The organism is Candidatus Saccharibacteria bacterium oral taxon 488 (assembly GCA_010202465.1).
Classification (GTDB): Bacteria; Patescibacteriota; Saccharimonadia; order Saccharimonadales; family Saccharimonadaceae; genus Nanosynbacter.
The window spans coordinates 787,035-813,523 of record CP047919.1 but is presented as its reverse complement, the minus strand read 5'-3'; the positions used below and the strand labels follow the sequence as shown (position 1 = coordinate 813,523).

At 49.2% G+C, this 26,489-nt stretch carries 25 protein-coding genes, 1 tRNA gene and 2 pseudogenes; 17 read left to right on the top strand and 11 right to left on the bottom strand.

From position 1 onward, the window contains the following. Nucleotides 1-48: 48 nt before the first annotated feature. Entirely contained in the window at nucleotides 49-462 is a 414-nt protein-coding gene (locus GWK76_04450; GenBank protein ID QHU92523.1) for a hypothetical protein, read from the top strand. A 112-nt stretch (nucleotides 463-574) separates the two neighbouring features. On the opposite strand, the pseudogene rfbA reads toward GWK76_04450, so the two are convergent. After that, nucleotides 575-1,422, bottom strand: a pseudogene (gene rfbA / locus GWK76_04445) (glucose-1-phosphate thymidylyltransferase RfbA). A 167-nt stretch (nucleotides 1,423-1,589) separates the two neighbouring features. On the opposite strand from rfbA, the gene GWK76_04440 reads away from it, so the two are divergent. Further along, a complete protein-coding gene (locus GWK76_04440) occupies nucleotides 1,590-2,828 on the top strand; it encodes a hypothetical protein (protein QHU92522.1) in 1,239 nt (412 codons plus the stop codon). Here the strand turns inward: GWK76_04440 and GWK76_04435 are convergent. From GWK76_04435 to rfbB, 3 genes and pseudogenes are all read right to left on the bottom strand, one after another. Then, nucleotides 2,825-4,262: pseudogene (locus GWK76_04435) on the bottom strand (sugar nucleotide-binding protein). The gene GWK76_04440 and the pseudogene GWK76_04435 overlap by 4 nt on opposite strands. Next, complete coding sequence (locus tag GWK76_04430) at nucleotides 4,259-4,804, bottom strand: NUDIX domain-containing protein (protein ID QHU92521.1); 546 nt, start codon at nucleotides 4,802-4,804, stop codon at nucleotides 4,259-4,261. Before GWK76_04430 ends, GWK76_04435 begins: the two are co-directional and overlap by 4 nt. Nucleotides 4,805-4,807: 3 nt before the next feature. Beyond that, nucleotides 4,808-5,812, bottom strand: coding sequence for a dTDP-glucose 4,6-dehydratase (gene rfbB, locus GWK76_04425; protein QHU92576.1), 1,005 nt, complete (start codon nucleotides 5,810-5,812; stop codon nucleotides 4,808-4,810). Between the two features lie 53 nt (nucleotides 5,813-5,865). Here rfbB and GWK76_04420 point away from each other — a divergent pair, with 53 nt between their 5' ends. Then, complete coding sequence (locus GWK76_04420; GenBank protein ID QHU92520.1) at nucleotides 5,866-6,909, top strand: NTP transferase domain-containing protein; 1,044 nt, start codon at nucleotides 5,866-5,868, stop codon at nucleotides 6,907-6,909. A 73-nt stretch (nucleotides 6,910-6,982) separates the two neighbouring features. Here GWK76_04420 and GWK76_04415 read toward each other — a convergent pair whose 3' ends face one another. Genes GWK76_04415 through GWK76_04400 form a run of 4 tightly spaced genes read right to left on the bottom strand, consistent with a single transcriptional unit; the run spans nucleotide 6,983 to nucleotide 12,122 of the window. Further along, nucleotides 6,983-8,089 carry a glycosyltransferase gene (locus GWK76_04415; GenBank protein ID QHU92519.1) on the bottom strand — a complete coding sequence of 369 codons (1,107 nt, stop codon included), beginning with the start codon at nucleotides 8,087-8,089 and terminating at the stop codon, nucleotides 6,983-6,985. Beyond that, nucleotides 8,073-9,218 (bottom strand): glycosyltransferase, encoded by a 1,146-nt coding sequence (locus GWK76_04410; protein QHU92518.1) that lies wholly within the window; start codon nucleotides 9,216-9,218, stop codon nucleotides 8,073-8,075. Before GWK76_04410 ends, GWK76_04415 begins: the two co-directional genes overlap by 17 nt. After that, nucleotides 9,218-10,642, bottom strand: a complete 1,425-nt coding sequence (locus GWK76_04405; GenBank protein ID QHU92517.1) for an exopolysaccharide biosynthesis polyprenyl glycosylphosphotransferase — start codon at nucleotides 10,640-10,642, stop codon at nucleotides 9,218-9,220. The genes GWK76_04410 and GWK76_04405 overlap by 1 nt, the downstream gene beginning before the upstream one ends. Further along, the gene (locus GWK76_04400; protein QHU92516.1) at nucleotides 10,626-12,122 is read right to left on the bottom strand and encodes a hypothetical protein; all 1,497 of its coding nucleotides are present in this window, start codon (nucleotides 12,120-12,122) and stop codon (nucleotides 10,626-10,628) included. Before GWK76_04400 ends, GWK76_04405 begins: the two co-directional genes overlap by 17 nt. A gap of 45 nt (nucleotides 12,123-12,167) precedes the next feature. On the opposite strand from GWK76_04400, the gene GWK76_04395 reads away from it, so the two are divergent. Together GWK76_04395 and GWK76_04390 are read left to right on the top strand one after the other, a co-directional pair. Continuing rightward, the gene (locus GWK76_04395) at nucleotides 12,168-12,500 is read left to right on the top strand and encodes a hypothetical protein (GenBank protein QHU92515.1); all 333 of its coding nucleotides are present in this window, start codon (nucleotides 12,168-12,170) and stop codon (nucleotides 12,498-12,500) included. Nucleotides 12,501-12,541: 41 nt separating this feature from the next. Next, nucleotides 12,542-12,616, top strand: a tRNA-Asn gene (locus tag GWK76_04390). Here GWK76_04390 and GWK76_04385 read toward each other — a convergent pair. Beyond that, a complete protein-coding gene (locus GWK76_04385) occupies nucleotides 12,575-13,027 on the bottom strand; it encodes a GtrA family protein (GenBank protein QHU92575.1) in 453 nt (150 codons plus the stop codon). The two genes, GWK76_04390 and GWK76_04385, sit on opposite strands and share 42 nt — an antisense overlap. 127 nt (nucleotides 13,028-13,154) lie before the next feature. Here GWK76_04385 and GWK76_04380 point away from each other — a divergent pair, with 127 nt between their 5' ends. The 5 genes from GWK76_04380 (at nucleotide 13,155) to GWK76_04360 (ending at nucleotide 19,036) form a co-directional block, all read left to right on the top strand. Further along, a complete protein-coding gene (locus tag GWK76_04380) occupies nucleotides 13,155-14,228 on the top strand; it encodes a TIGR02391 family protein (GenBank protein ID QHU92514.1) in 1,074 nt (357 codons plus the stop codon). A gap of 292 nt (nucleotides 14,229-14,520) precedes the next feature. Continuing rightward, nucleotides 14,521-15,207, top strand: a complete 687-nt coding sequence (locus tag GWK76_04375) for a hypothetical protein (GenBank protein ID QHU92513.1) — start codon at nucleotides 14,521-14,523, stop codon at nucleotides 15,205-15,207. Between the two features lie 122 nt (nucleotides 15,208-15,329). Further along, nucleotides 15,330-18,035 (top strand): glycosyltransferase, encoded by a 2,706-nt coding sequence (locus GWK76_04370; protein QHU92512.1) that lies wholly within the window; start codon nucleotides 15,330-15,332, stop codon nucleotides 18,033-18,035. 19 nt (nucleotides 18,036-18,054) lie between these two features. Next, the gene (locus tag GWK76_04365) at nucleotides 18,055-18,501 is read left to right on the top strand and encodes a hypothetical protein (protein ID QHU92511.1); all 447 of its coding nucleotides are present in this window, start codon (nucleotides 18,055-18,057) and stop codon (nucleotides 18,499-18,501) included. Nucleotides 18,502-18,727: 226 nt separating this feature from the next. After that, the gene (locus GWK76_04360; GenBank protein QHU92510.1) at nucleotides 18,728-19,036 is read left to right on the top strand and encodes a hypothetical protein; all 309 of its coding nucleotides are present in this window, start codon (nucleotides 18,728-18,730) and stop codon (nucleotides 19,034-19,036) included. On the opposite strand, the gene GWK76_04355 is transcribed toward GWK76_04360, so the two are convergent. Further along, complete coding sequence (locus GWK76_04355; GenBank protein ID QHU92509.1) at nucleotides 19,037-19,810, bottom strand: ferredoxin reductase; 774 nt, start codon at nucleotides 19,808-19,810, stop codon at nucleotides 19,037-19,039. Continuing rightward, a complete protein-coding gene (locus GWK76_04350; protein QHU92508.1) occupies nucleotides 19,807-20,373 on the bottom strand; it encodes a TetR family transcriptional regulator in 567 nt (188 codons plus the stop codon). Before GWK76_04350 ends, GWK76_04355 begins: the two co-directional genes overlap by 4 nt. 379 nt (nucleotides 20,374-20,752) lie before the next feature. Here GWK76_04350 and GWK76_04345 point away from each other — a divergent pair, with 379 nt between their 5' ends. The 7 genes from GWK76_04345 (at nucleotide 20,753) to GWK76_04315 (ending at nucleotide 26,341) form a co-directional block, all read left to right on the top strand. Then, nucleotides 20,753-21,127, top strand: a complete 375-nt coding sequence (locus GWK76_04345; GenBank protein QHU92507.1) for an ASCH domain-containing protein — start codon at nucleotides 20,753-20,755, stop codon at nucleotides 21,125-21,127. 149 nt (nucleotides 21,128-21,276) lie between these two features. Continuing rightward, nucleotides 21,277-22,245 (top strand): LD-carboxypeptidase, encoded by a 969-nt coding sequence (locus tag GWK76_04340; GenBank protein QHU92506.1) that lies wholly within the window; start codon nucleotides 21,277-21,279, stop codon nucleotides 22,243-22,245. A gap of 75 nt (nucleotides 22,246-22,320) precedes the next feature. Continuing rightward, a complete protein-coding gene (locus tag GWK76_04335) occupies nucleotides 22,321-22,995 on the top strand; it encodes a response regulator (protein ID QHU92505.1) in 675 nt (224 codons plus the stop codon). After that, nucleotides 22,992-23,960: a hypothetical protein gene (locus tag GWK76_04330; protein ID QHU92504.1), complete on the top strand. Its 969-nt coding sequence runs from the start codon at nucleotides 22,992-22,994 to the stop codon at nucleotides 23,958-23,960. The genes GWK76_04335 and GWK76_04330 overlap by 4 nt, the downstream gene beginning before the upstream one ends. A 117-nt stretch (nucleotides 23,961-24,077) precedes the next feature. Then, nucleotides 24,078-24,983 carry an ATP-binding cassette domain-containing protein gene (locus GWK76_04325; protein ID QHU92503.1) on the top strand — a complete coding sequence of 302 codons (906 nt, stop codon included), beginning with the start codon at nucleotides 24,078-24,080 and terminating at the stop codon, nucleotides 24,981-24,983. Continuing rightward, on the top strand, nucleotides 24,980-25,759 hold the full coding sequence (locus GWK76_04320) for a hypothetical protein (protein ID QHU92502.1): 780 nt from the start codon (nucleotides 24,980-24,982) through the stop codon (nucleotides 25,757-25,759). Before GWK76_04325 ends, GWK76_04320 begins: the two co-directional genes overlap by 4 nt. 60 nt (nucleotides 25,760-25,819) lie before the next feature. Then, nucleotides 25,820-26,341, top strand: coding sequence for an AAA family ATPase (locus GWK76_04315; GenBank protein QHU92574.1), 522 nt, complete (start codon nucleotides 25,820-25,822; stop codon nucleotides 26,339-26,341). Nucleotides 26,342-26,489 lie beyond the last annotated feature (148 nt).

The following is a 26,489-nucleotide window of genomic DNA, read 5'->3' as shown; positions in this document are numbered from 1 at the left end:
TATAAAACATGTATCGTTGTTGAGTGTGCTATGATTAATAAAGGCAGTATGAAAAATATTAGTTTCCAGATATTTTTGTTTGGTGTTGTTGGCGGTGTAACGTTACTGATTGATACGTTGGTGACGTACATTCTTTATCACGGCGCTCACTTGCCGGTGTTTTTAGCAAGTGGTATTGGTTTTTTGTCTGGATTTTTCTTTAATTTCCCCATGAATCGTAAACAGGTTTTTCGCCACAACGAACATGACCGTTTCTCACTAAAAACACAAATTATCCTCTATGTGCTGCTGAGCGTATTTAACCTGTTCGCTACTTCGGCGGCAGTTGATGCGCTCGTTAACTTCCATATATTAGAGATTCAGTGGGCAAAGGTTGTCATAACGGCAATTTTTGCGGTTTGGAACTTTCTAGTGTTTCGATTAGTTATTTTTACCAAGAGAAAAAATATCGAAGAAAAGTAGCGGCACTGTTCCAGACTTGTTTATAGACTAAGCAGCCGTAAATAGTATGGCTGCTTAGTATACGATAAATCAATTTTACAGTAGTGAGTTACCAAAAATAGGGTAGAACATCCTAGACCAAGTATGTTCCATACCCTGATTTTTTGAGCGGTTTGGCAAGTTTCTCGAGCTGCTCGCGAGTAATCCAACCATTTTGAAAGGCAGTTTTTTCTGGACTACCAACGATTTGCCCAGTACGGGTTTGAACGACACGAACGAAGTCCTCGGCGTCGGTTAGGCTGCTGATAGTTCCTGTATCAAGCCAGACATCACCGTTATCAAGTGCTTGCACTTTTAATTTGCCACGGCGTAGGTATTCAGCGTTGACTGAAGTAATCTCTAGCTCGCCACGATCGCTCGGCTGAACGCCTTTGGCAATTTCAATCACATCGTTGTCATAGAAATAAAGTCCAACCACCGCAAAGTTTGACTTTGGCTGGGCCGGTTTTTCTTCAATTGACACTGCTTGATTGTCTTTGTCAAACTCGACGACGCCATAGCGTTCCGGATCAGACACCTCATACGCAAAGACGACACCGCCCTCCGGATCGGTACATGCCCGTAACGAATCATCAAGTGCCGCGCCGTAAAAAATATTGTCACCAAGTACCAAGGCCACCTTATCGTCACCGACAAACTCCTCACCAATGATGAACGCCTGGGCGAGACCGTCTGGGCTTGGTTGCACGGCGTATTGTAAGTTGATACCCCACTGTGAACCATTACCCAGTAGTCGTTGAAAGCCGCTTTGCTCTTCGGGTGTGGTAATAATCAAAATATCACGAATCCCAGCTTGCATCAGTGTTGTAAGGGGTAGTAGACCATCGGTTTGTCGTAGATCGGCATCAGCTGCTTACTGATTGCCTTGGTAATTGGCCACAATCGTGTACCTGATCCACCCGCTAAGATAATTCCTTTCATAAACCTCCTTCGTGTTACATACCCACTATAACATATATTTCACCAAGTGATACAAGGAATCATCCTTGACTTTTTCCTCTAAATCTGCTAAAGTCTAAATCGTAAAACACGTATTGTATGAGATAGTCTTCAGCGAGAAGCTTCTATCTCTAAAAGGAAACTACTACATGCCAGAAAGAGACACATTTCATCACGGTAACACTGTTCCGTCTGAGGGACAGGCCACCGGCTCTCCGGAACAGACCTCGGTACCTAATACAGCAGTACAAGAGTCTGATCGGCAATATGAGGATTATGCCTTTCATCATCAGCTAATGTGCGAAGTTACCGAGGCGTTGGGCGGCAAGCGCGACATTACTTACGTACCATTTGTGCCAGACAGTTTTGGTTATAATAATATTACCAGTGTTGACAGGAATAATGCGGCGGTGAAAGAGGCGCTCAAAACAGCGGGCGCAGTCATTTGTGTTGGTCGTGAAATTGTAGTTGATCCAAATCATGACCCAGCGTTTCCAGAGCGAAACACTACGGACACGGCATCCGCTCGGTCGAATGTTGCCACTTCAAGCGAGTTGTTTCATGAGGCATGTAAGCTAGGCAATGAAGATGTAAAAGTCATTCCTACCGCTTGGATGCACAACCGCTATATTGATATGATGTTTGCATTGCCAGTTCTGGCTGAGGCTGCAGGCGTGAATGTCGAGGACGTTACTCATATATCAGAGGGGCAGATGCTTCGGCTGTTGGCAGACAAGGATCTTGGTATTTTTAATGAAGTTGCCAAACAGATGCAGGTAAAATCCAAACTAGCGCACCAAGCGTTTCATAATATTATGGCCAAGTGTGGGGTCGATGCCGATAATAACTACGAGGTAGCAAAAGCATTTCTTAAAGAGTACAAAAGTTATCCACGAACTGGTGAGTCGGTACTTATGAAAGAGTCAGCCCTAGAACATGGCGTACCAGCGGATCGCGTGATAGAGGAACCCGATTCGGTTGATACGAATACTAACCTCCTCAATGTTGCGACTGCTATTGAGAATGGTGTTTATGGCTTTGAGTTTAGTGAGGAAACTCCGCTCGTGATCGTTGCTGGTCAAGATCACTTGCCGCGCACAATGTGGATTGCTGACAAGATATTTCCTCCAAATGTTCCACTCGTATTTGTTGAAAGTGATGCGGCGCTGCCGGATAAGGAAACTCTCCACGATTCGTGTAATCGTGAGCTTGCATCATTTAGAAAAGGCAGGGAGTGGCTTCGTAATGTCCAAGGTTCAGACTATCAAGATCACCTCGAAAAACTTGAACACGTTATTGGTGGTGGCTATTTTGGTAACGAAGATATACCAAGAAAAAATCTGGCTAAATTAGCAAAAGAGATTCAAGAGGAGGCAGCAGCCCGCTAGGCGTGGGCTGACTGCTGCTCGTTGTTGATATACTGACGAAGGTCTTCGGTCCAGTCGTGGCTAATGAAACCGGTTGCGTGTAGTTTGTCGAGACTCATATCGCTACCGAGCGGTCGAGGAGCAATGCCTTCTTTGCCAGCAAAGTACTCAGCGGTTGTCGTGTCAGTAACGGTGAGGTCGTCACGTCCAGCTAGGTTAAAGATACGGCGGGTGATGTCTGCCCAAGAAGCAAGCGGGCCATCGTTTGTGGCGTTGTATGTGCCGAAGGGTGCCCGTGTAGTTAACAGATGATCAATAATCCGAACGAGTTCGCTCGTGAATGTCAGGCGGCCAATTTGATCGCTAACCACCGTCGGCGAGATGTTCTTCTCGGCGAGTCCCAACATGGTACGAACGAAGTTTTTACCTTCGCCGATAACCCAGGTGGTGCGGAGGAGATAGAATTTTTCTAGCTGTTCAACAACGAGATCACCAGCAGCCTTACTCTCGCCGTAGACATTGAGTGGGCTAAACGGCTCATTTTCAGCGTGGGGTTCTTTCGTGCCGTCAAAGACGTAATCGCTGGAAATATGCACGAGAGTCATGTCGTGCTGGCGGCAGACTCGGGCAAGGTTTGCGACTGCTGATGCGTTTACTTTCCAGGCGGCAACGCGTCCTTCTGAAGCCTCGGCACCATCAACATTGGTGAAAGCGGCAGCATTCATAATGATCGAAATACCTGACCAGTCAAACGATTCAACTGAATTGCGGTCTGCAATATCAAGTTCGCCTACATCAGCAGATCGGCTGCCTGGGTATCGTTGTCGTAGTGCAGTACCAAGCTGACCATTGGCGCCGACGATAAAAATATGACTGTTATCCATGTTAAACCTCCATTGGGATTACGTTTGCAAGTAGCGGATGAGCAGCATCCTTTTCAGAAATAATTGCCTGGTCCTTGTTGATCGGCCAATCAATACCAAGCTCCGGGTCGAACAGATTCACAAAGGTATATTTAGCATCTGGTGACCAGTGAGCGTCAACAAGATAAGTATAAGCAACGTTGTCGTCTAATGTCTGAAAGCCATTCGCGACGCCATTCGGTACGAAGATAGCCGTGCCTGGGTTGATTTCGTGGGTAAAGACCTGACCAAAGCTGTCGCCTTGACGTAGATCACACCAAGCACCAAAGACGCGTCCATTGGCGGTGGAGATAAATTTGTTCCACGGCTCGGCGTGGAGGCCGCGGGTAGCACCGGCTTTATCGTTAAAGCTGATGTTGTTTTGCACAATGTCAAATGACGGCAGTCCCAGTGCTTCCATTTTTTCCTTTTGGTAGTTTTCTTTGAACCAGCCGCGATTATCACCGTGGACAGGCATTGTGATTACAAATAATCCTGGGATTGGTGACTCAGTGACGGTGAGTTCGTTATAATTTGATGGGTCAAAGTTCATACTTCCTCCTCCAAGAACTTTTTAAAACCTTTTCTAATATCATCATTGAACACGATCTCGGGGTTAATTCCGTCAAGCGGTAACGTGACTATTTCAGCAACGTCATCGCCTGGTTTCGGTTGTGCATCGGTATGCAGGATTGCCCAGAATAGACTGGTGAGGACTGGTAGGTCTTCACCCTGGAAATGATAGGTCGCAGGTACTGAGCAGAAGTAGGTGAGCGGGCTATACCATTCTTTCGTTAGCCCTGTTTCTTCGGTGATTTCACGATGTGTAGCATCCTCAATGCTTTCACCCGCTTCTAGGAAACCACCGATACAATCAACCATACCCTTACCGGGATTAATAGCTCGCCGGGACAATACGACATGTTGTCTGTCAGATGTCAAAAAGAATACCCCAGCAGTTGGCAGGGGATTGTTAAAAATACTATGCTGATTATCGCAGACCCAAAACCCGCCAGATGTTTGATTCAGTGCTGTGCCGCATCGTCGGCAAAAGTTCATTTCGCGCTGAGAATATATATCTTTTGTAGCAACCATTCTCTATTGCCCCTGCTTTGCATAAGCTGCCTCAACGGCCTCTTTTTGCGCTTTCCACCAATCTTCGTGATCGCGGTACCATTCAATGGTTTGCAGTAGACCGTCGTGCATGCCAGTTTGGTTATCGGTGTATTCAGGCCGCCAACCTAGTTCGCGGCGTAGTTTGCTGGAGTCCATGGCATAACGCATGTCGTGGCCGGGGCGGTCATTGACGTGCTCGTACCAATCTTTACCTTTACCCATCAGCTCGCAAATCAGTTCAATCACCATCTTGTTGTTGACGTGATCGTTGTCGGCACCAATGATGTAGGTGTCGCCCAGTTTGCCTTTTTCTAGGATGAGATGGACGGCAGCATTATGATCATCGACATGAATCCAGTCGCGAACTTGCTCGCCAGTGCCGTACAGCTTGGGCTTGATATCGCTCAAGATATTGGTGATTTGGCGCGGAATAAATTTTTCGATGTGTTGGTAGGGGCCGTAGTTGTTGGAACAATTGGAAATTGTCGCTTTGACATTGAAGCTGCGAACCCAAGCACGTACCAGCATATCGCTAGATGCTTTGGTGCTGGAGTAGGGGCTGGACGGATTGTACGGCGTATCTTCAGTGAAGCGGTTTGGATCGTCGAGTTCCAAGTCGCCAAACACTTCGTCGGTCGAGATGTGGTGTAGGCGCTTACCGTGCTTGCGGATAGCTTCAAGAATTGTGTAAGTACCGACCACGTTGGTTTCGACAAACGGCCGCGGGTTGCGCAGAGAATTATCATTATGGCTTTCGGCGGCGAAATGCACGATGATATCATTTTCAGCCACTAATTTATCCATCAACTCTGCGTCGCAAATATCACCTTCCACAAAGTCGATCTGGTCAGCCACTGGCTGTAAATTAGCGCGATTACCCGCATACGTTAGTTTGTCGATAACGGTGATGTCGTATTCTGGCTTATGTTTGACGGTATAATGCACAAAATTCGAGCCAATGAACCCCGCGCCTCCCGTGACTAGCATCTTTGTCATAGCCTCATTATACATGAGATGATGAATATTGTATAATGACCATTATGATTATCGTCATTATCGCCGGCGGCTCAGGCACGCGCCTCTGGCCACTCTCAACCTCCACTCAACCCAAACAACTATTAGCTCTCACATCAGAGCGCACCATGGTCCAACAAGCCTATGACCGGGCCAGAAAGCTTGGCGATACTATCTACGTGGTGACCGAGGCGAGCCACGCCGGGGCGCTGCGGGCGCAGCTGCCGGAGCTACCGGACGAGGCCTTTTTGATCGAGCCGGGACGGCGGGGAACGGCGCACTGTATCGTGTTGGCCCTGGATTATATCAATCGCCACCATGACCGGACTGAGCCGATTGCCTTTATTCATTCCGATCATAATGTACGTGACGTCCAGGGGTTTGCCCACTCGTTTGCTACAGCAGCGCGCATTTCTCGCGAGCGTGGTTGTATTACGCTTATTGGCATTGAGCCGACCTTCCCGTCAACTGGCTTTGGTTATATTCAGCGCGATGGGGTGATTGATGCTCAAGCGGGCGTCTATAATGTCGAGTCGTTCAAAGAGAAGCCTGATTACGAGACGGCGAAGCGGTATGTTGAGTCGGGAAATTATCTGTGGAATTGCGGCTACTTCGTTGGCTCGGTCGAGGTGTTTATGCGTGAAATGCAGCAGAGCGCTCCAGATTTGTGGTCGAATTATCAGACGCTGGCGTCAATTGCTGACTTTGGTAGCGAGGCTTATAATCACACATACCTGGCGCTAGATAATCAAGTGATCGATATCGCCCTGATCGAGAGGGCTCATAAACTAGCCATGGTGTCAGCCAGCTTTGACTGGATGGACATCGGTAATTTTAAGGATCTACACGACGCGGTGACCAAGGACGAGGCGGGTAATTACGCATACGGTGACAACATTCATACCATCGATGTCGCTAATACCTATATTCGCAATGAGCAGCCGGATAAGCCGGTGGCGGTGATCGGCCTTGACAATGTAGTGGTGGTCAATACGCCAGACGGTGTGTTGGTGGCGCGGCGAGATGTGGCTGCTAAGTGCGGTGACATCGCGAAGAAATTGCAAAAATAGCCCAGAAGTCCACGCAACCTAAACGGTTATGACTACAGGCGTACGTACCTAATGTGATGGGCTGGATTATGACCTATGAGCTAGTGTCTTGGCGGCCATATTGTTCATACACCGCCAACGTCTGCTCGGCCATTCGCTGCCACGAGAAGGTTTTGACATGCTGTTTACCCTTCTTGATGAGGTCATGGCGTCGTTTCTCGTCAGTCAGAAGTTCGTCAATTGCCCGCGCCATGTCCTCGACGCTATATGGATCAAAATAATGCGCCGCCTCGCCATGCGTTTCTGGTAGGCAAGTGGCGGTGCTCGAGGCGACCGGTGCGCCGTGTAGCATGGCTTCGAGGCCCGGCAGGCCAAAGCCCTCGCTCAGCGACGGGAAGCAATACACGGCTGCATGCTCGTACATCCAGCGCATTTGCTCGTCCGACACAAAACCGGTGAAGACGACATTTGTGATACCGCGTTCAGTAACGTATGCCTCATGGCGAGCGTAGTTACCGTCCTTTTTGCCAGCCAGTGCCAATGTCAACTCAGGATGTTTCTGCTGTAACAGTGCAAATGCATCGATCAGCCGCCGCAGATTTTTATGCGGTGTCGGCCGGCCAATATACATGATGAACTTTTTTCCAACCAGCTCTTTGACCGGATCATTGCCCTTTGGTAGCTCGTCGGCGGACTCAAGTGTCACGGTAATCTTGTCTGGACTGACCCCGGTAAAATCCACCAAGTCACGCTTCACAAATTCAGAAATAGTGATGATATGAGCCGACTTTCTGGCGACTTTTTTATTGACCCATTTATAAATTTGCTGCTTCACCCAAAAGACCACCGGGTTCTTGTCGGGGTTGCTGAATCGAACGGTGGTCAGGTCTTGCATGGTGGTAACGACCGGGCTGGCCCGGTACCACACGGGCTGCTGAACCATTGCAAAGTGCACGAGATCTGGGTGCAGCTCCTCCAGTTGTTTCTTAAAACCCCGTTGCTCGGCAAATGAGAATTCAGCAAATGGACAGGCGACTTTCTGAAAGCGTGGGTTATCAGCCTGCCAGCTGTCCATGTCCTTTGGTTTGAGCAAGATAATATAGTCATTCCTGTCGTCAATTTTTTGTAAGTAGTGAATCAGCCGTTCGACGTAACGGCCAGTGCTCGTCCGTAGTGTCCGAGCATCAATGGCGATGCGCATGAGCACCCCTCCTTTCGTTGGTCACAATTTTCTTTATAGCGAGTGTAAAGGCATGCTCGGCAAATGGTTTGGCGGAGGCGGCGATGGCCCGCGGCGAGACTCGCTGGTCGGGCAGTGTTTGAAGCGTTGCTACCAAGCTCTCAACTGTTTGTTCAGCGAAAAACCAGCCATTCTTACCGGGGCTGATATAATCCAGCGCGCCACCAGCTTGGTAGGCCACCACCGGCAGTCCAGCGGCCAAGGCCTCAACTGGTGCGACGCCAAAATCTTCGTGGGCGGTAAAGATAAATAAGTCGGCTTGTTGAATGGCGGCAGCCCGGGCCTCGTCACTGACGTAGCCAAGAAAGCGCGTTGATTCGCCCGCCAGCTTCTCTAGCTGCTCGCGATCAGGCCCATCGCCCATGATGTCGAGCGGCCAACCAAGTTGCTGACAGGCCTCAATCACCAAATCCAGCCGCTTCATCGGCACCAGTCGCCCCCACACCAGGCAGCGCGGCCGGGTGGGTAGTGTGACGGAGCGTGGCCTGGTTTTTGCGAGCGCCATAAAGCTGGTTGTTTGTACCGGCGGAAAGACGACGATACTGTCTCGGTCATAGAATTGCTTGATATCAGCTTGAATGGCGGTGGAATTAGCCAAGAAAACATCAACCCGCTGCGCCGCCTGATAATCACGTCGCCTGAGAGGTCGGACCAGTAGCCGCAGGCCCAGTCGCGCCAGCCACCGCGGTCGAAAGCTCGGTCGACGCAGGTATTCTTGGTAGTGCCGCCAATAAAAATGCGTCGGCGTATGACAATAACAAATGTGCCGTTGGTTGGGGCGGGTGGTTCGGATAAACTTGGCCTCGCCATTGCCAGAACTAGAAATAATAATATCAAATTGCTCGAGATCCAGCCGCGCAAACCACCGCTGCCTGAGTACCGGCAGTAGTCGCCTGAGCTGGGCAAATGGCCAATACTGCAAATAACCAGTTACCACCTTGTTATCAAGCTTCTCTCGCCACCTTCTCGAGCAATACGAGGTATAAATTGGGGCGTCAGGATAGAGCCGGTGCAGCGCCAAAACAACCTGCTCGGCACCGCCACCATACAGCCAGTCATGAACGATCGCGATGGTCGGCTGGGCGCGCATCACGACTCCTTCTTAAAGATGACCAGGCAGGTCTTGAGGAGGATGGTGATATCCAGCCACAAACTCCAGTTTTGCACATAATAAAGATCCAGTCGCCGCCGCTCTTCAAAGCCGATACTACGTCGCCCCGACACAACCGCCAGGCCGGTCAGGCCAGATTTGACCGTCAGCAGCGTGTGCTTTTTCTCGTAGTTACTCAGCTCGTGCGGCACCAGCGCCCGCGGCCCAACGAGGCTAATATCGCCCTTGATAACATTAAATAACTGCGGCAGCTCGTCGAGGCTAAACCGGCGAATGAAACGACCAACCGGCGTGACGCGAAAGTCGTGATTGAGCCTATCACCGTTCTGGCGATATTCGTCGATCAGCTCTGGCTTGCCAATCATGGTGAATACCTCCTCGTCAGTCTTGCCGTCAAACTTGGCGTAGTGCGAGCGAAACTTATACACTTTGAACGGGCGATTAAACTGGGTCAAACGTCGCCGCTGCTGCCCATGCATCAGTACGGGGCCGCGCGGGTCGCCGAGCTTAACGGCGATTGCCACCAATAGCATGATCGGCGAGGTGACGATAATACCAATGGTCGCACCGATGAGATCCATCAGTCGTTTGACCACGCGTCCGTAGCCGGTAGCTAGCGGCGTTGGGTGAATATATGCCAGCGGCACGGAATTGATAATCTCGACCGTATGGCGCGCCGTCATCAGGCCATCGAGGGCCGGCGCTTGATAAAAATCGAGATAGTGCTGCTCGGCCAAGTTATAGTGCGCTTCGCTGCGGGTGGTGTCGGTCTGGATAATGGCGTCAATTTTATCGCGAGTCAGCGCCGATGCCAGTGTCGAGCGCCGCAAACCCTTGAGTCGTGGCGGAATGAGCTCATCTTTGGATACAATAGCACTGAGGTGAAAGCCGGTTGACGGATGGGCGCTAATAAACTCGGCCAGCGTCCGCGTCGATTCGGCGTTGCCGACCAGCGCCACGCGCTTGATGCCGATATTTTTGCGCAGCAGATGCAGCCGCACGATATTGGCAGCGCTACGCAGGATGAGCAAGATGACAAAGCTGATGATCAGCGCATAAATCACCACCATCTTAGCCGGAAAGAGCGGTGTGTTGCTAAAGAAACTAAAGGAAATCATCATCATGATGCCGCAAACCGCCGCCATGCCAAGTCGCCAAAATTCGCGCAGCGGATGAATGTAGTGCTCACGGTCGTATAACCCAAAAAACGAGAACAAGACAACCCATAGCGGCAGCATCAGTACAATCGACGTGATAAACTCCAGCGCCCCGATTTGTACATGGAAAGGCCGCGTGTCGAGTGATACGCGCATGATGTATGCCGCCGTGAACGCACCAACTAGCGCCAGTACGTCCAGCCCGATCAACACCAATTTGAAGTAAAAATCAGAGTTCTTCTTCATGACCTTTGGGGTGATTATACAAGAAAATACCAATCCATGCAAGGCAATGTACCGAGTTGATCAAGCTGCCAAAAAACCAAAAGTGGATGGCGATGGCCGTCGTTAACAGTAAGGCAAATCGCCCCCACGGTTTTGACAACCATTGGCCGCTGCGCCATAGCGTAACGGCGAGCAGTACCAATAGTGGCAGCACACCGACAACGCCGATATTACTCAGCAGCAAAACATAGAAAATGTACACCGTGTGATCGGTCGATACCGGTTGATGCAGCTGATGTTGGATAAAGCTGCCGAGATTGCCAAGGCCAGTCCCAAAGAGTATGGTGCGTGGACTTGCTGCCCAGGCTCGGAGCGCCAGTTGAGCGGCGTTGAGTCGGTCATTAGCCGAAGCGGCGACGAAACCCGATGGCTGGAAATTGGCTGATGGTGCGAGCGGGTTTGGCTGGGTGACGGGTGGTGATGGTGATGATTTCGGTGCCGTGGTCTCGTTGGTTGGTGGTGCTTGCGGTGAGGGTGTGCCACCCGGCGTTGGGATGGTATTTTTTTGTGGTAATTTGATGCGGCCGAGCGACAACTGGTCAAGCATGCTCACTGCAGTATTATAGGCAATGTGCGGCGTGTCGTGATAGCGAACCACCGCTGATACCAGCAGTAGGGTACATCCAACCACGAACCCCGCCGTGATGATGCCGAGTTGACGCCACGCGTCACGACGAATAGGCTCCACGGTGTCAATAGAACGAGCCTCGCTTCTGCATCGCTGCCAGCAGCGGACAACGCCATACACGATGCCTGCGCCAATTACCGCGATAAACGCGCCGCGCGAAAAGGTGAGGCTGATTGCCACACTGCTACCAAAAACGCTCCAGCCTGCCAGTCGCCGCCTCTCTCGCCAGCACAGTCCGACGAACAGGGCCGGTAGCAAGCTGCTTGCTAAAAATTGCGGCTCAGCAGCAAATAGATTGATCCTGACAAAGCCAAACACGCCGGCGTGACAACCTGAGCAGAGCGTACCGAACGCTGTTGGTTCAACGTGAGCAAAGATGAGCTGTAGCACCGCCAATATACCAAAGACGATGCCGCTCCACAGGCCAATTGTCATGAGGCGGCGCCGATCGCTCGTCGATAACGCCCGGTATATCAGGGCAGCACATACCGCGGTTATTAGCAGCAATAAAAGCGATGCCGTGTATAATGCGGTACGCGCTCGGACATAGGATAATAACAGCCCAACGACACTAGTGATAGCCAGCATGCCAATGCCGAGCCACCACCATCGCCCGCGAGGCCGCAGTCGCTGGCGCACCATTATACCAAGACCGCAGCCAATGACGCCGATCACCACCACTTGATATAGTCCGATGCGGAGTGACGGAAAATCGAGCATCGCCAGGCTGATGCTCGGCTGTAGTGACAGTGCGCCGCCAAACAGCACAACGGCCAGTAGCCACACATATATCGTCGATGATATTCGCTTCACCTCTTTAGTATAGCGCAAATAGTGCGGGCAGGTTATACTAAAGGCATGCAGCCAACAAAAAAGCAAAAAATACTGCTGGACTTCATCGATGGATTTATCAAGGGCAATGGCTATAGTCCGACGCTGCGGGAAATTATGCGGGCTTTGGGGTATAAGTCAGTCTCAACGGTGGCCAAGCATGTCGATAATTTGGTGGCAGCCGGCATGCTCGATAAGCGTGATGGTGAGATACGATCGCTGGTGCTGCGGCAGGAAAAGCCAGCAGCGTGGTGGCATAATTTAGAGAGGGAGATTAACCGGCGGGAAGCGGCGGATGATGAAAAGTCGCGCTCGGAAGCAGCAATCTTGAAAAAAGCCCTGGCAATCGTCCACCAGTAACTTTACAACCGCTGTAAAACTCGCTATAATACGACAGGTATTCCGGGGTAGCTCAGCGGTAGAGCGGTTGGCTGTTAACCAATAGGCCGCGGGTTCGAACCCCGCCCCCGGAGCCATGAAAAGGCACTTCTAGGGAGGTGTTTTTTCTTTGTTCCTTGAAATACAATTCGGTACCACGCGAAATTCCACGCTGGGCTGACGCTGGTGGAGGCTAATTTTGCCATGATCAAACCAAAAGTGCTGGTTATCCCGAACAGTTGGACGAGCAGCCATATGACGACTGGCTGTAGAACCCATAGGCCGGTGAGGGTGATGCAAATAAACTGGACGATTGGCTGGCGGTCGGTTTTGAAGGTGAAGCGCCTATTGAGAACATAACTACAAACCATTCCTGCGGTGGTTGAAATGATGACGGCCAATAGTAGCGGTGCGGTGAGCCATATCAACAGAGTGTATATTGCGATGTCAATGGCGGTATTAAGAACGCCGATGGCAGTAAAAGTGGTAAGTTGTTTGCGAATAGTCATGCGGGTGAGTATAGTGGGTGGGGCTGTAAAATAGCTGTAAAGAACTAAGAGCCTCGACTATTTTAAAGTGTGACTCATGCTAAGTTATCGCTCTTCTGATTGATGTATAATCTAGAGAGAGGTAGATATGAAAAAAAGTGCACAAATACGGCTATTGAAAGCTCAGATTGATAAGATTGATGACCTTGAAAGGGCTGAAAACTATGATAATTATAAATCATGGCACACACAAACTAAGCTTTTACTAAGAGAGGTATTGGGTGAATCTAGTGAGGTTCAGGAATTTAATATGCTTAGTGATGGGCATGGAGCTGTCGTCAACTGTAATCCTGATATTAATGCTAGGCTAAGGGCTAAAACTTATTTTAGAAATTTAAAGAAGTGCCGTAGTCTCTTGATTGGTATTCTAGAATTTTTAGAGAGTAAAAAGGTGAGTAACACTGAGGAGCCGATAAGTACTCAAGCTTTAGGAAATCTACATAAAAATGTTAAACAAAAATGCTCTAAACTGTATACAGACGAGCATTATCCAGAAGCTGTCGAAAAAAGTTTTAAGGTTGTTCGCGATAGACTCCGCGAACTAACCACATACGAAACCGGGTCTGAAGCATTTGGTAAAGGCGGGCTGTATATTAAAGGCGCGTCAGCAGAAAATGTTGACAATGATTTCCAGAGTGCCGTCAAATTCTTGACTATGGCTATTGATCGGTTTCGTAATGAAAAGAGCCATACATCGGATGGTAATATAAATGATCCAGTACGTGCCTATGAGTATCTCACGTTGAGCAGCTTAGCAATGCGTCTATTAGATAATAGTGAAGTGAGAAAGAAAAACGAACAGTCAAAAAGGCAAAATTTCAATAAAATTACGACTTTAAATCGTCAGCAAACAATTGCCTTAGATATACTACAAATGTTTATACTTAGGTTATTTGGGTCAATGACTGACCTTAGGGAGTTGGCAGTCGTTCGTCATATGGGCGGAAGCACAATACACCCCCTCGGTAGTGTAAGTAACCCCGAACTACTCAAAGAGCTTAATGATATAGATTCTGGAGAGCTTGAAGCTAACCTTGATGAGATGGTGTCGCTGGGTTTGCTAACACATGAATATAGCAGTCGAGGCACTCCTAAATACAAACTAGCAAAACGGGGGTGTGACATTATAAAACAACATCCCGAGCTAAGTACTGGGAGATGAACGTGCCGATATCTAGTGAAACATATATATGGGTAAAGATTACTACTCAGCCCAGTAATATAAATTTTTCAACGACAGTTTCCCTAAATGGCGAAAAGTGGAATGTTGCGTTTTCTAATAACTACATAAGGGCTGAGTCGCAAAAAACATATCCTCTCCCTCAGAATCATTCAATTAGTGACGATAGGGATATAGAAAATGTTATGAATCGTATTGTTGGACATATCAGGAATTTGGGCTACTTCAGTATGGAATTAGATATGAAATGGGGTTATGAGGGGGTTATAGTGGGGTGTATGTTCATGCTGAAGGAGTAGATATTTTTCCTTCAATTCATCAGAATAGTTCAGTGAAGTACAGTAAATATAGTCTAGAGTTGGCAGAGCGAATAATAAAGGACATTGGAAGTAGTCGTAAAAAGGGTCTCAAGACAATGCTAAATTACTGGAGGAGAGCAAAAGAATTAGACAGTCTTGGTTTTGATTCAGAAGCTTATCTAAATTATTTTAAAGCCACAGAATGTCTATCTGAGCTTAATAACCCTCAATATAAGAAAATAGCTGAACGGTTTAGTCCTAGAGGAACACCACAGAAATCCTTATGTAAAAAATATAAAGCAAAAACAAAAGCAGACAAGAGGTGTTTAAACCGGCAAATATGTTTTGTTGCTAAAGCGCTCAGTGCCGCTGGAAGTGATTCACGCATAAGAAGAGGGCTTTTTGTGAAAGTGCTTGATATTGTGTACATGCGTCATCATTGGAATGTAGCTCATAAACTACTTCGTTCCAATCCATATGACAGTTATGATGCGATAGGTCAGCATAGTGATGAGTTCAGTCTTGTAATGATTGAAAATACTTATATTAGTATAATCACACAGCTTTTAGTGCTCCTTTATGTTAAACCTGGCCAATACGGGCCTTCCATGGATGGCAATATGCCCGTGATAGTATCCTTACCGGGAAAAGATAGGGTATGATCACTTTCTATACCCTTATCTTATAAGGGTTGGTATTTTTGAGAACCGTTAACGTGTTATTAAGTATAAAGTTTGTTTAAAGCAAAATTACAGACCCCTCATCTATAGTTGCTGGCATGACTATGAAAGCAGCAACCATACCCCAACCGCTGGCTCGGTCGCGACACCTCGCCGCTACTGAGAGCCAGCCGGCGTTTCGGGCGATTGCCCGTCCATTCATTGATGTTGTCGTGCCGGTGCTTAATGAGGAAAAAATCCTCCAGCAAAGTATCACGACGCTTGATGAGTATATGGCGAAACGCTTGCCGTATCGCTACCAAATCACCATCGCTGACAATGGCAGTCAGGACAAGACGCTGGAAATTGCCAAGAACTTAGCGGAAAAGCACCAATCGGTGCAGGTCGTTAGCTTGGCGGAGCGCGGTCGCGGGCGGGCGCTCAAACAGGTCTGGCAGAATAGTCCAGCGGACATCTTGACCTATATGGATGTTGACCTGTCGACAAGCCTGGACGATTTTCTGCCAATGATTCAGCCGTTGGTGGCGGGCGAGGCTGGCGTGGCGATTGGCTCGCGGTTGATGAAAGATTCTAGAACTAGTCGTGGCGTGAAGCGGGAGTTCATCTCGCGTTGCTATAATAAAATCATCAAATGGACGTCGCGTACCAAGTTTAGCGACGCGCAGTGTGGTTTCAAGGCAATTCGCCGGGATGTCGCCGCAAAGTTTTTACCGAAAATCAAAGACAACGAGTGGTTCTTTGATACTGAGCTGTTGATCAAAACCGAGCGGGCGGGCGTGCCGATTCACGAACAGCCGGTAACCTGGATTGAGGATACGGATAGCCGCGTGAAAATTGTGAAAACGGCCGTCGATGATCTGAAAGGGCTGTACCGTGTCAATAAAGAACTAGACAAACGGTCGTGGTTTGATAAGTGGACGCTACCAGTGCTGTTGGTACTGACTGGTGGGTTGTATTTGTTTGGCGCGCTCCATAATGGTATGGCCAATAGTTACTATGCGGCGGCGGTACAGGCGGCCAGCCAGGATTGGACAGCGTGGTTGTTTGGTAGTCTGGACGCGGCTAATTACGTGTCGATTGATAAGCCACCACTAGCGACGATGGTGATGGGACTGAGCACTCGGTTGTTTGGCTTTTCGAGTTTCTCAATGTTACTACCAAGCGTGTTGGCGGGAGTTGGTTCGGTGTGGTTGGTGTACGGTGCGGTGAAACGGCAGTTCGGTTTTACTAGTGCTGTGATTGCTGGAGCGACACTAATGCTAACACCGGTGGCGGCACTGATGTTTGGCTTCAACAACCCCGATGCGATTTTGACATTGATGTTGACCGCCAGCGGCTACGCGTTTTTACGCTCGCTGGAAGGTAAACGGCCACTGCTGTGGCTGGGTTTGGCGGGGCTATTCACGGGGCTGGCGTTTAATGCCAAGATGCTGCAAGGGCTGATGGTGCTACCGGCGATGGTGCTAGTCTATCTGGTGTTTGCCAAGCCGCCGATCGTCACGCGGTTTCTGCACGTGATGTTTGCCGGCGTCATCACCACGATGTCGACGCTATGGTGGAGTGTGCTGGTCTGGCTGACGCCAGCTGGTAGCCGGCCGTGGGTGGGTAGCACTAATGATAACAATATTTGGAGTTTGATTTTTGGCTATAACGGCCTTGGTCGACTACTCGGTGGGCGTGGTGGGGGCGGTGGTACGCCACCACGTGGTGGTGCGGATGGCGCTGCGGCACTTCAAACTGCTGGTAATACCACGCAGACTATGGCAGACGGCGCCGGTATGATGCCAGGTGGTATGGGCGGTGGTCCTGGTGGCGGACATGGTCCAGGCGGTACGGGTTTCGGTGGGCAAACGGGAATTTTCAGAATCTTTAACAATGATTTTGGGCCAAATATTGCCTGGTTGTTGGTCTTGGCGCTGGCGGGTGGCGGGCTGATGTTATGGATTTTGCGTAAAACACCCCGAACGAATCGTGGGCGGGCGGCAGTAATTTTCTGGATGCTGTGGCTACTGATTCACATCATGATTTTCAGTATGACCAGCGGCGTAATTCACCCGTACTACGTAGTGGTGATGGCGCCAGCGGTGGCGGCACTCGTCGGTATCAGCCTGCCGTTTCTGTGGGGCGCGTATACCAGACGTAAACCGTATGCGTGGCTACTGCCGGTGCTGGTTGGTGTGACGGCAGTGATAGCGGTGATTATCCTCGGTTACGCTGGCACGATGACGTGGCTGATATGGACGGTTGGGTTGCTGGGTCTTGCGGGGATGATTGGACTGCTGGTTAATCTCTATGTGCCGCGGCGGTGGCTACAAAACTTGGCGATTATCACCGCCATATCCGCCTGTACACTTGCCCCGACGGTTTATACATTGGCGACAGTCAACGTCGCGCACACCGGTAGCATTCCGACGGCTGGGCCGAGTTCCACGGCGATGCGGGGTAGTAATAATGAATCGTCGCAGGCCAATAGCCAGTTGGTGCAGTATCTCGTAGAGCATCAACATGGCGCAACCTGGTTGGTGGCGGTGGCGAGTGCCAATGAATCAGCGGCGATTCAGCTGACCAGCGGCCATCCAGTGATGGCGGTCGGTGGATTTAACGGTAGCGATACGCCACTGACGCTGGAGCAATTTAAGCAATTAGTGAAGGTCGGCAAAGTTAGATATTACGCCAGCAGCTCGCATAGTCGCGGTGGCGGTGGGCCAGGCGGTGGCAACAATGAAATCACGACGTGGGTCAAGCAAACTGGCACGGTCGTCAATTATGGAGGTAGCGATGTAACATTGTATGAATTATCGAGAGAGTAACGTAACGAAAGGAGAAATTATGGCAATTTTACAAACCAAGCAAGCACAACTCACCACGCCAGAAGCGGTCTATGATCAGCCGCCCGCACCGCGTCCAAACGGCACAAACTCTGGCAAAAGTGGCCTCAGCGCCGGGGCAATTACCGGCCTAGCAGTCGGCGGCGTAGTGGCCTGTGCGCTCAGCTTTGTCGTCGGTATGCAGGTCGGTGGCTCGCAAAATGGCAGCATAAATAGCCAGGCTGGTGGCCCGCCGGGCATGAGTCGAACCCAGAATAGCCAGCTAGGCGGGCCGGGTGGACAAACGGGCGGCGCACCAGGCGGTAGCCAGAACCAGACTGGTCAAAGCTCCCAAACGCCAGCGACCAAGAATAATAACGGCACCGCGCAAAACAACCAAACCGCTCCGTCAGGGCAAACGGATTCGGCGCAGCCGTCAACCACCAACACTGCGCCGCAGACCAATTAATCAGCGGCGAATCATCACAAAAGCAGCGTCTACCTCCTCGGGCGCTGCTTTTTCGTGCGGTAATCTGGAAGGTGACCGCGGGCGCTACCTGGGTGATAGCAAGTTCTTGGCCTCGGCGCGCGGGTGAAACTAGCTATTGAGCAATATCCGCGCCGCAACCTTTTACAGCGAAATTACAGACCGTCTGGCTATCATATACTCACGATAACCATAAGAAAGGATGAGTATGAAGACGAGACAATCACAAGAAGTAACCTTAACCACCAACGAGGCGCTGGTGTTGCAGCAAGTCTACGAAGACGGCGGTGATGAGGCGGCTGTGTTGGCGGTACAAATGGGCATGCCACGCCGAACGGCGATGAACGTGCTGGCGGACTTGCGGCATAAAGGTTTGATGGCAATCGACCAAGTGTATGGGGACGCTTGGGTGCGGCTAACCACGCGCGGCAAGCCGGCTGGTACAGCGAATTTGGCCGGAAGCTCAGGCGATAGCTGCCTAAGTATCACCTATCGGCAACCCATGCGGTCATATTGACTACTTCAACCCCCGAAAAGTACTTGATTTGACGTTATCATACATCGCGTTGTCTCCAAGGAGTTTCTTCATCGTTTTCACATCGTCGGGCTGTCCTGCCACGAGATATTGAGCCTTGTTGCCATGTCTATCAATCGCCTGCTTGAAGCGTTCCTGGCTTTGAGAGAGGTTAGCACTGGTCTCATAAGTCATATTAGCTGTTTTGTTTGCTAGCTCTGAGAGTTCCTTGTCAAAGACCTTTACCCCCTTATCTAGGTGATAGAGCATGATAGGGCGTTTACCGGCCCACTGCCTGACAATTGGTCGTATTGCTGAGATACCGACATCAGAGGCGAAGCAAACCAGCGGCTCGTTGCCGTCTGTAACTGACAAAGAAGATTCTAGCCAACTCATCTTGACCTGACTACCTGCTGGTAGGCTCGTCAAAGCTTTTTTATAAGGACTACCGCTATTGTGGGTTAGGATAATAATTTCATTATCCTCAGGACTAGAGGCAATACTCAGCCAACGACTTGTCTGTTCGCCCTTATGATCATTCTTTTCACCATCAGATGCCGTACTGGGTAGCGTGATCTTGGCATAAGAGCCTGCCTTCCATGTCATATTATCAGGCTTTGCTAGGTGAATGACATGAAGGTCTCCGCTAGGGTTTTCGATGGATTTGACCGATAACGTTTGGCCTCTCCCTAAGTAGGCGATAACGCCCCAAGCGATAAGGCCTGTAGCCGCAAGAATAGATATAACGATGATTACCATTTTTTTACTCCTTTTCATGATGTAAAGATACCTTTAACAAAGTTAGTGGCAAGTATTTCCAGCGTCCCACTAATACCTGGAAAATCGCCTTCAGTGATATGTATATCCATGTAGTAAAACAAATTATAAACCTGTAAAATATCCTGAATTTTTTCCTCTGAATATCCTTCTGCCACCATGCGACCAGTAAAGGTTTCGACCAAAAATTGATGGAAGGTATTCGTAGCCTTACCCTTACCCGAAGAATAATAACCACGTAGTGTACGAGAGATGGCTGGATTATGCCATTCCGCCAGAATTTTACTGGACGAAACGAGGCTTCGTGACTGTTCAAAAATCTGCCTTACAAGCTCAACCAAATCCTGCTGCCAATCAATGTCGTCCATCATCGCTTGGCGAATGCGGTTGTTTTCTTCAATGTACACATCCAGAAAGATAGTTTCTTTACCGTCGTAGTAGTTGTAAAAAGAACCGACTGCTACCCCAGCGCGCTTAGCAATTTCTGAGATACCGGTCTCTTTATATCCCTTTTTTGAGAAGATACCATAGGCAGCTGTTTTTAATGCTTGTCTTTTGTCCAACGCTGGCAACCTCCTTCATGTTAACGATATGAATGAATAACTTTTTGTATTCATTCATATCGTATCGAATTATGACCATCGTGTCAATAGAAGGGTGGCTGTTGGTAGATTCGTGATGTCCAAGGACTGATGGCAATCGACCAGGCCTATGGCGATGCTTGGGTGCGGCTAACCACGCGCGGCAAGCCGGCTGGTACAGCGAATTTGGCCGGAAGCTCAGGCGATAGCTGTTTAAGATTTGCCTAATCTAAAGATTTTATTGTAGTTTGGTAGGCATGACTAGTAGAAACACTTTTATAGGCTGTGCTATAATTCTATGGCATCGCTGTTGGCAAGAAGTTAAGAAAAACTATAAAAAAGATACAACACTGTAGGAATTATGAAAATCTGGCACTCAGGACGAGAATCAAAATTACTTGACGATATTATCGCCGGGCGGAAGACGGTTGAAGGTCGATTGAATCGCGGAAAATTTGCCGAGTACCGAGTCGGCGATAAGATTCACCTGCGTCGCGATGTTCGCGATGCCGAAGGAATACTACACGACGGCAAACCAGATCAAGCACGCGTGGAGATTATCGCCATCCGCCACTACAATTCCTTTTTAGAAATGGTGCAGGCCGAGGGTTACCACCGTGTTATTCCGCATGCCACCAGTGCCGAAGCTGCCGCTGCCGAATACAACAAATATTATTCCGCTGCCGACCAAAAACATTATGGCGTGCTAGCAGTGGAAATTTGCTTATCGCTTTAATCTTTCAGTAAGGCTATGATATGCTGAAACTATGATGAATTTACTCTCAATCCATCATCATCTCCACATGTAAGCAGGAGGTGTTTTATTGCTGTTTTATGCCTCCTGCGGGAGGTTTTTTGATTGATTAATTTTAGGAAAGGAAATATATGATACCAGATAAATTAAAGCCAGGTGATGAAGTGAGGGTGATTGCACCGGCGCGCTCAGCCAGCGATATTGACGAAGGTGTTTTAGAGCGAGCCAAATCAGCATTAGAGTCACTTGGGCTAAAAGTTACGTTTAGTAAAAATGCTTTTTCTAGGAGTCAACGCGGTTGCCCGACAGATGACGAGAAGGTTGAAGATTTACACGTAGCATTTATGGACGAAAACGTGAAGTGTGTCTTGGCGGCGATTGGCGGATTCAATTCAAATCAGATGCTGGGTAAAATTGACTGGCAAATTATTAAAGACAATCCGAAGCTCTTTGGTGGCTTTTCTGATATTACCGTCCTCAATCATGTGATTTTAGCAAAAACTGGGCTGGTGACTTATGCGATGCCAAATTTCTATTGTTTTGGTTTGCCGCCAGAAGCCGATTATTCGTTGGAGTATTTTCGGCGGTGTTTGTTTGCGGATCAGCCGGCAGAATTTATCGTTCAGCAATCGGAAACATTTTACGATCTTCCGTGGAATTATGACGAAGCTTCGCTGCGCCAAGCTTTGAAAAATAATGGGCCGCGAGTCGTGCAGGGCGGATCGGCTGAAGGAGTAATGATTGGCGGTAATCTTTGTAGCCTGAACTTGTTGAACGGTACGGAATATTTTCCGAAAATTGAAGACGATAGCTATGATTCAATTCCTGAAACGCTTGAGCATCACGTGCAGGCATTGATGCAGCAGTCATTTTTTCGTCAGGTAAAAGCAATTTTGGTTGGGCGTTTTCAGGGCGAATCTCGGGCGACTGACGACATGATTAGCGACATCATTCTTTCAAAGAATATCGATTCAAAAATTCCAGTGGTGGTCAATCTTGATTTTGGTCACACTGACCCGAAGTTCACGTATCCTGTCGGTGGCAAGTGTAGGATTGTAGCGGGAGATGGTACTAGAATTGTCATTCGTTGCGGCGACTAAGCGACTTTTGAGTGGTGAGCTTTAAGCAATTTTTCAGATGCCTGTGCTAAAGTTGAAAAAGAGGATAGTTAGCTAATGAGAATTTTACTAGTAGAAGATGACACGGCGATTGCCCAGTCGCTGAAAGAAGGCTTGGAAGATGAAGCCTATGCGGTTGATGTGGCGCATGATGGCGACGAGGGTTATTGGACGGCGACGGCGGACGAGTACGACGTGATTATTCTTGACGTGATGCTGCCGGAAATGAATGGCTATGAGGTCTGTCGGGCGCTACGCAAAGACGGTAATCAGACGCCGATTTTGATGTTGACAGCGCGTGATGCCGAGCGGGATATTGTCGAAGGCTTGGATATGGGCGCTGATGATTATTTGGCGAAGCCGTTTAGCTTTGAGGTGCTATTGGCGCGTCTTCGAGCGTTGTTGCGCCGTCCGAACGAGAGGCTGGAAGAAGTCTTGCGGGTTGGTGATTTGACGCTTGATCCGAGTCTGAAAAAAGTAATGCGGGCGAATCAGGAAATTAACTTGACCGCCAAAGAGTACGGCGTCTTGGAATATCTGATGCGCAACGCTGGCAAGGTTTTGTCCAAAGAGCAAATCATCTCGCACGTGTGGGATTTTGATGCTGACGTCTTGCCGAACAATGTTGAATTGTTCATCATGTTTTTGCGCCGCAAAATCGATAAACCATTTGACTCAAAACTGATTCACACCGTCCCCGGCTTTGGCTATAAACTGGAGGACAAATCATGAAACAGCAGCGTGTTAGGCGGCTAGCGCTGAGCTATTTAGCGGTGATTATGACGCTATCACTAGCCTTCAGTGTGATTATTTACGCCATTACTTCCATCCAGTTAAATCGGCCGCTGCCGCCGGGCGAACATGCTCAGCAGCCGCCAGAGCTCGCCGAACGTCAGTTCAATCGCCGCCTGGAACGGCGCAATAGCGAAACCCGTGGGTCGGTCGTTATGTCATTGATAGTGCTGAACGGGGTGATGTTGTTGGTTGGATATTGGCTGAGTATGTTGTTGGCGCGACGGACTTTGGCGCCGATCGAGCGAGCAATGCGGGCTCAGGTGCAATTTGTGTCGGATGCTAGTCACGAGCTGCGGACGCCACTGACGGCGCTAATGACCACCAACGAAGTGGCGCTACGCAAAAAAACGCTGGATGAAAAAAAGGTGAGGGTAGTTTTCCAGCGCAACATTGACGAGGTTGAAAAATTGCGCGAGCTGACGGACAATTTGTTGCAACTTACCCAGGTCGATAATCAGCAGATTGAAAAACAGGCGGTCGATATGGCGAAACTTGTCCGCGACACGGTTGATCGCTATCAGCCGGTGGCTGACAAAAAACAAGTAGTGCTAGATATGCAAGTGCCGTCAGTAACGCACACGGTCGCAGTCGCGGCGGTGACGCAAATTTTGGGTACGCTGATCGATAATGCCATCAAATATTCGCCACTAGGTGGTACAGTAGTCATTCGGCTGGACGGCCAAACTCTCTCAGTTGTCGACCAAGGCATTGGCATCGCCAAACAAGACCAGGCGAAAATTTTCGACAGATTTTATCGTAGTGATGAAGCGCGTACGCGTGGGTATGGTTCGGGCTATGGACTCGGGCTAGCTATCGCTAAGGCGGTGGCTGACAAAAACGGTTATCAATTGAGCGTTAAAAGCGAAGCGGGTCAGGGCTCTACCTTCAGCTTGCATTTCTGAGGGTTGGCTGGCTGATACTACTTGCAATTAAAGAAAGTTACGTTTTGATCTGGTGGCGTAAAAGCCTACCATGCGATATACTGAAACTATAGCAAATGATGACCATAAGGAGTCGCTATGAGTGATACTTCACCGCTGATGTTACACGGGCTGACCAAGCGCTTTGGGCATAAGCTGGCAGTCAACAATGTGTCGCTGGAGCTGCATGAAGGCGAGGTGTTTGGTTTTCTTGGACCGAATGGTGCGGGTAAAAGTACAACGATTCGGTCGGTGATGGATTTCTTGAGGCCGACGGACGGCTGGGTAGAATTGCTGGGCGGCCGGAATTCTAAGGAACGAGCGGCGCTTCATGATCAGGTTGGGTATCTGGCGGGCGATATCGCCCTGTATGAAACTATGACTGGTCGGAAATTGCTGAAGTTTTTGGCGCGGACGGGTCGGAAGGTTGATTGGCACTATGTTGATGAATTGGCTGAGCGTTTTGAGGCGGTGCTGGATCGGCCGATTCGCCAGCTTTCCAAGGGTAATCGCCAGAAAATTGGCCTAATTCAGGCCTTTATGCACCGCCCGAAACTGCTGATTTTGGACGAGCCGACCAGCGGTCTGGATCCGCTGATGAAGCAGGTATTTTACGAGTTGGTGCGCGAAGTTTCTGAACAAGGCGCCACGGTGTTTGTCAGTAGCCACGACCTGGCTGAAGTGCAAAAGATTTGTCACCGCGCTGGCTTTATTCGCGACGGGAAATTGATTGCCATTGAACCTATCGCCACCATGAAACATCTGTCAACGCACCGCTACATTGTGACATTTGCCAAAAAACCGTCCCTAACGGCAGCCAGAAACGTGCCATCCATCACCGGCGTTCAACACCGTGGCGACGAATACGAATTTACCGTCAAAGGCGACGCAACGGAGTTTGTCTCGTTCATCGCCGAATACCAACCAAAACTATTGCGCGAATCAGAACTAGAGCTAGAAGAATTATTTATGCGGTATTATGAAGGCGAGGAGGCAAAGCGATGATGTGGCAAACGGTGCGGCAAAATTACAAACTGCCGCTGTTTTTGGGTATTGGTATTAGTGTTGTGGCGGTGTTGTTTTCAGCGCTATTCAATAAATTTAGCGATCAATTAAGTCCGTTTGTCAGCATGATGCCGGCTGGCATGAAAGCGGTGGTTGGCGATTTGGCGATTGGCACCACGCCAGAAGGCTGGCTGAGTATTGAGCTGTTTCCACTGGTGGCGATGGTTGGGGTGGTGATTACGGCGATTATTTTGGGCGCTGGGGTAGTTGGCCGAGAAGAAGATTCGGGCACGCTGGAGTTGCTGCTTGCTAGTCGACGAACTCGCGTGACGATTGTACTGCAAAAATATGCGGCGATGGCGGGATTATTGGTGATTCCTCCAGTGTTATTGTGTATGACCATTGCGCTCATCGGTCCGTTGTTCGATTTTCATCCAAACCTCACGCACGTTGCTGGGGCTTGTGTGAGTTTGTGGTTTTTGGGGATTAGTTTTGGTAGTATCACCTTTGTCACTCAGGCAGTGACAGGTAGGCGCGGGCTGGCTGTCGGCGCTGGTAGTCTGATTTTTCTAGCAATGTATGCTCTGTCAATCACCGCCAAACTGATCGAAAGCTGGAAAGATTATGACGTTTGGTCGCTGATTCATTATTACAATATTCCGGGGACTTTGATGGATGGATTGGACTTAGGGAAATTGGTCGTTTTAATTTGTGTGAGTTTGGTGGCACTCGGCGTGGCAGTGATCGGATTTTATCGGCGAGATACAGGGGCGTAATACGGAGACTGTCGTTATAATCTATGATTTGCTGGAGCGTACACGACGACCTCTCATCCGCTGATCATTCTCCGCGGTAATTCTGGTTGCGGTAAAACCAGCACTGCGCGCCTGCTCCAGCATCAGCTAGGTTACGGCACGATGTTGGTGTCGCAGGATATGGTGCGGCGGGAGATGCTTCGCGTGAAAGACAGCGAAAGCAACCCGGCGATTCAACTGATGTATGATCTATGTATGTACGGCAACAAAGTTGGTTATACGGTGATTTTGGAAGGTATTTTGAGTAATAAAAAATATGGCGCGATGCTGCACCGGCTATTGAATGATTTTCAGGGCGAAAAACTGATTTATTATTTTGATATATCGTTTGAGGAAACGGTGCGCCGCCACGCCACTAAGCCAAACACTCATGAATTTGGCGCATCGGAAATGCGTCAGTGGTGGAAAGATCAAGATGTTTTGGACGTGCCAGGCGAGCGGCGAATTGGCGAGAAGCTGGCTCAAGCGGAAATTGTTGATATGATTTACCGCGACGTTTTGGCGTTATCAGAGGGAACAAAGACTTCCGCTTCTCACATGTAAATAATACAATGTATTTTCGTTGACAAACGCTATATATCGCGTGTATATTCTATATTAAGCACTACATATGGTGTTTTAGAAAATAAATAACGTTTTTTGCAACACAAGCCCCTCGGGGAGGTTGGGGCTGGTTTGCTATTGCCATAAT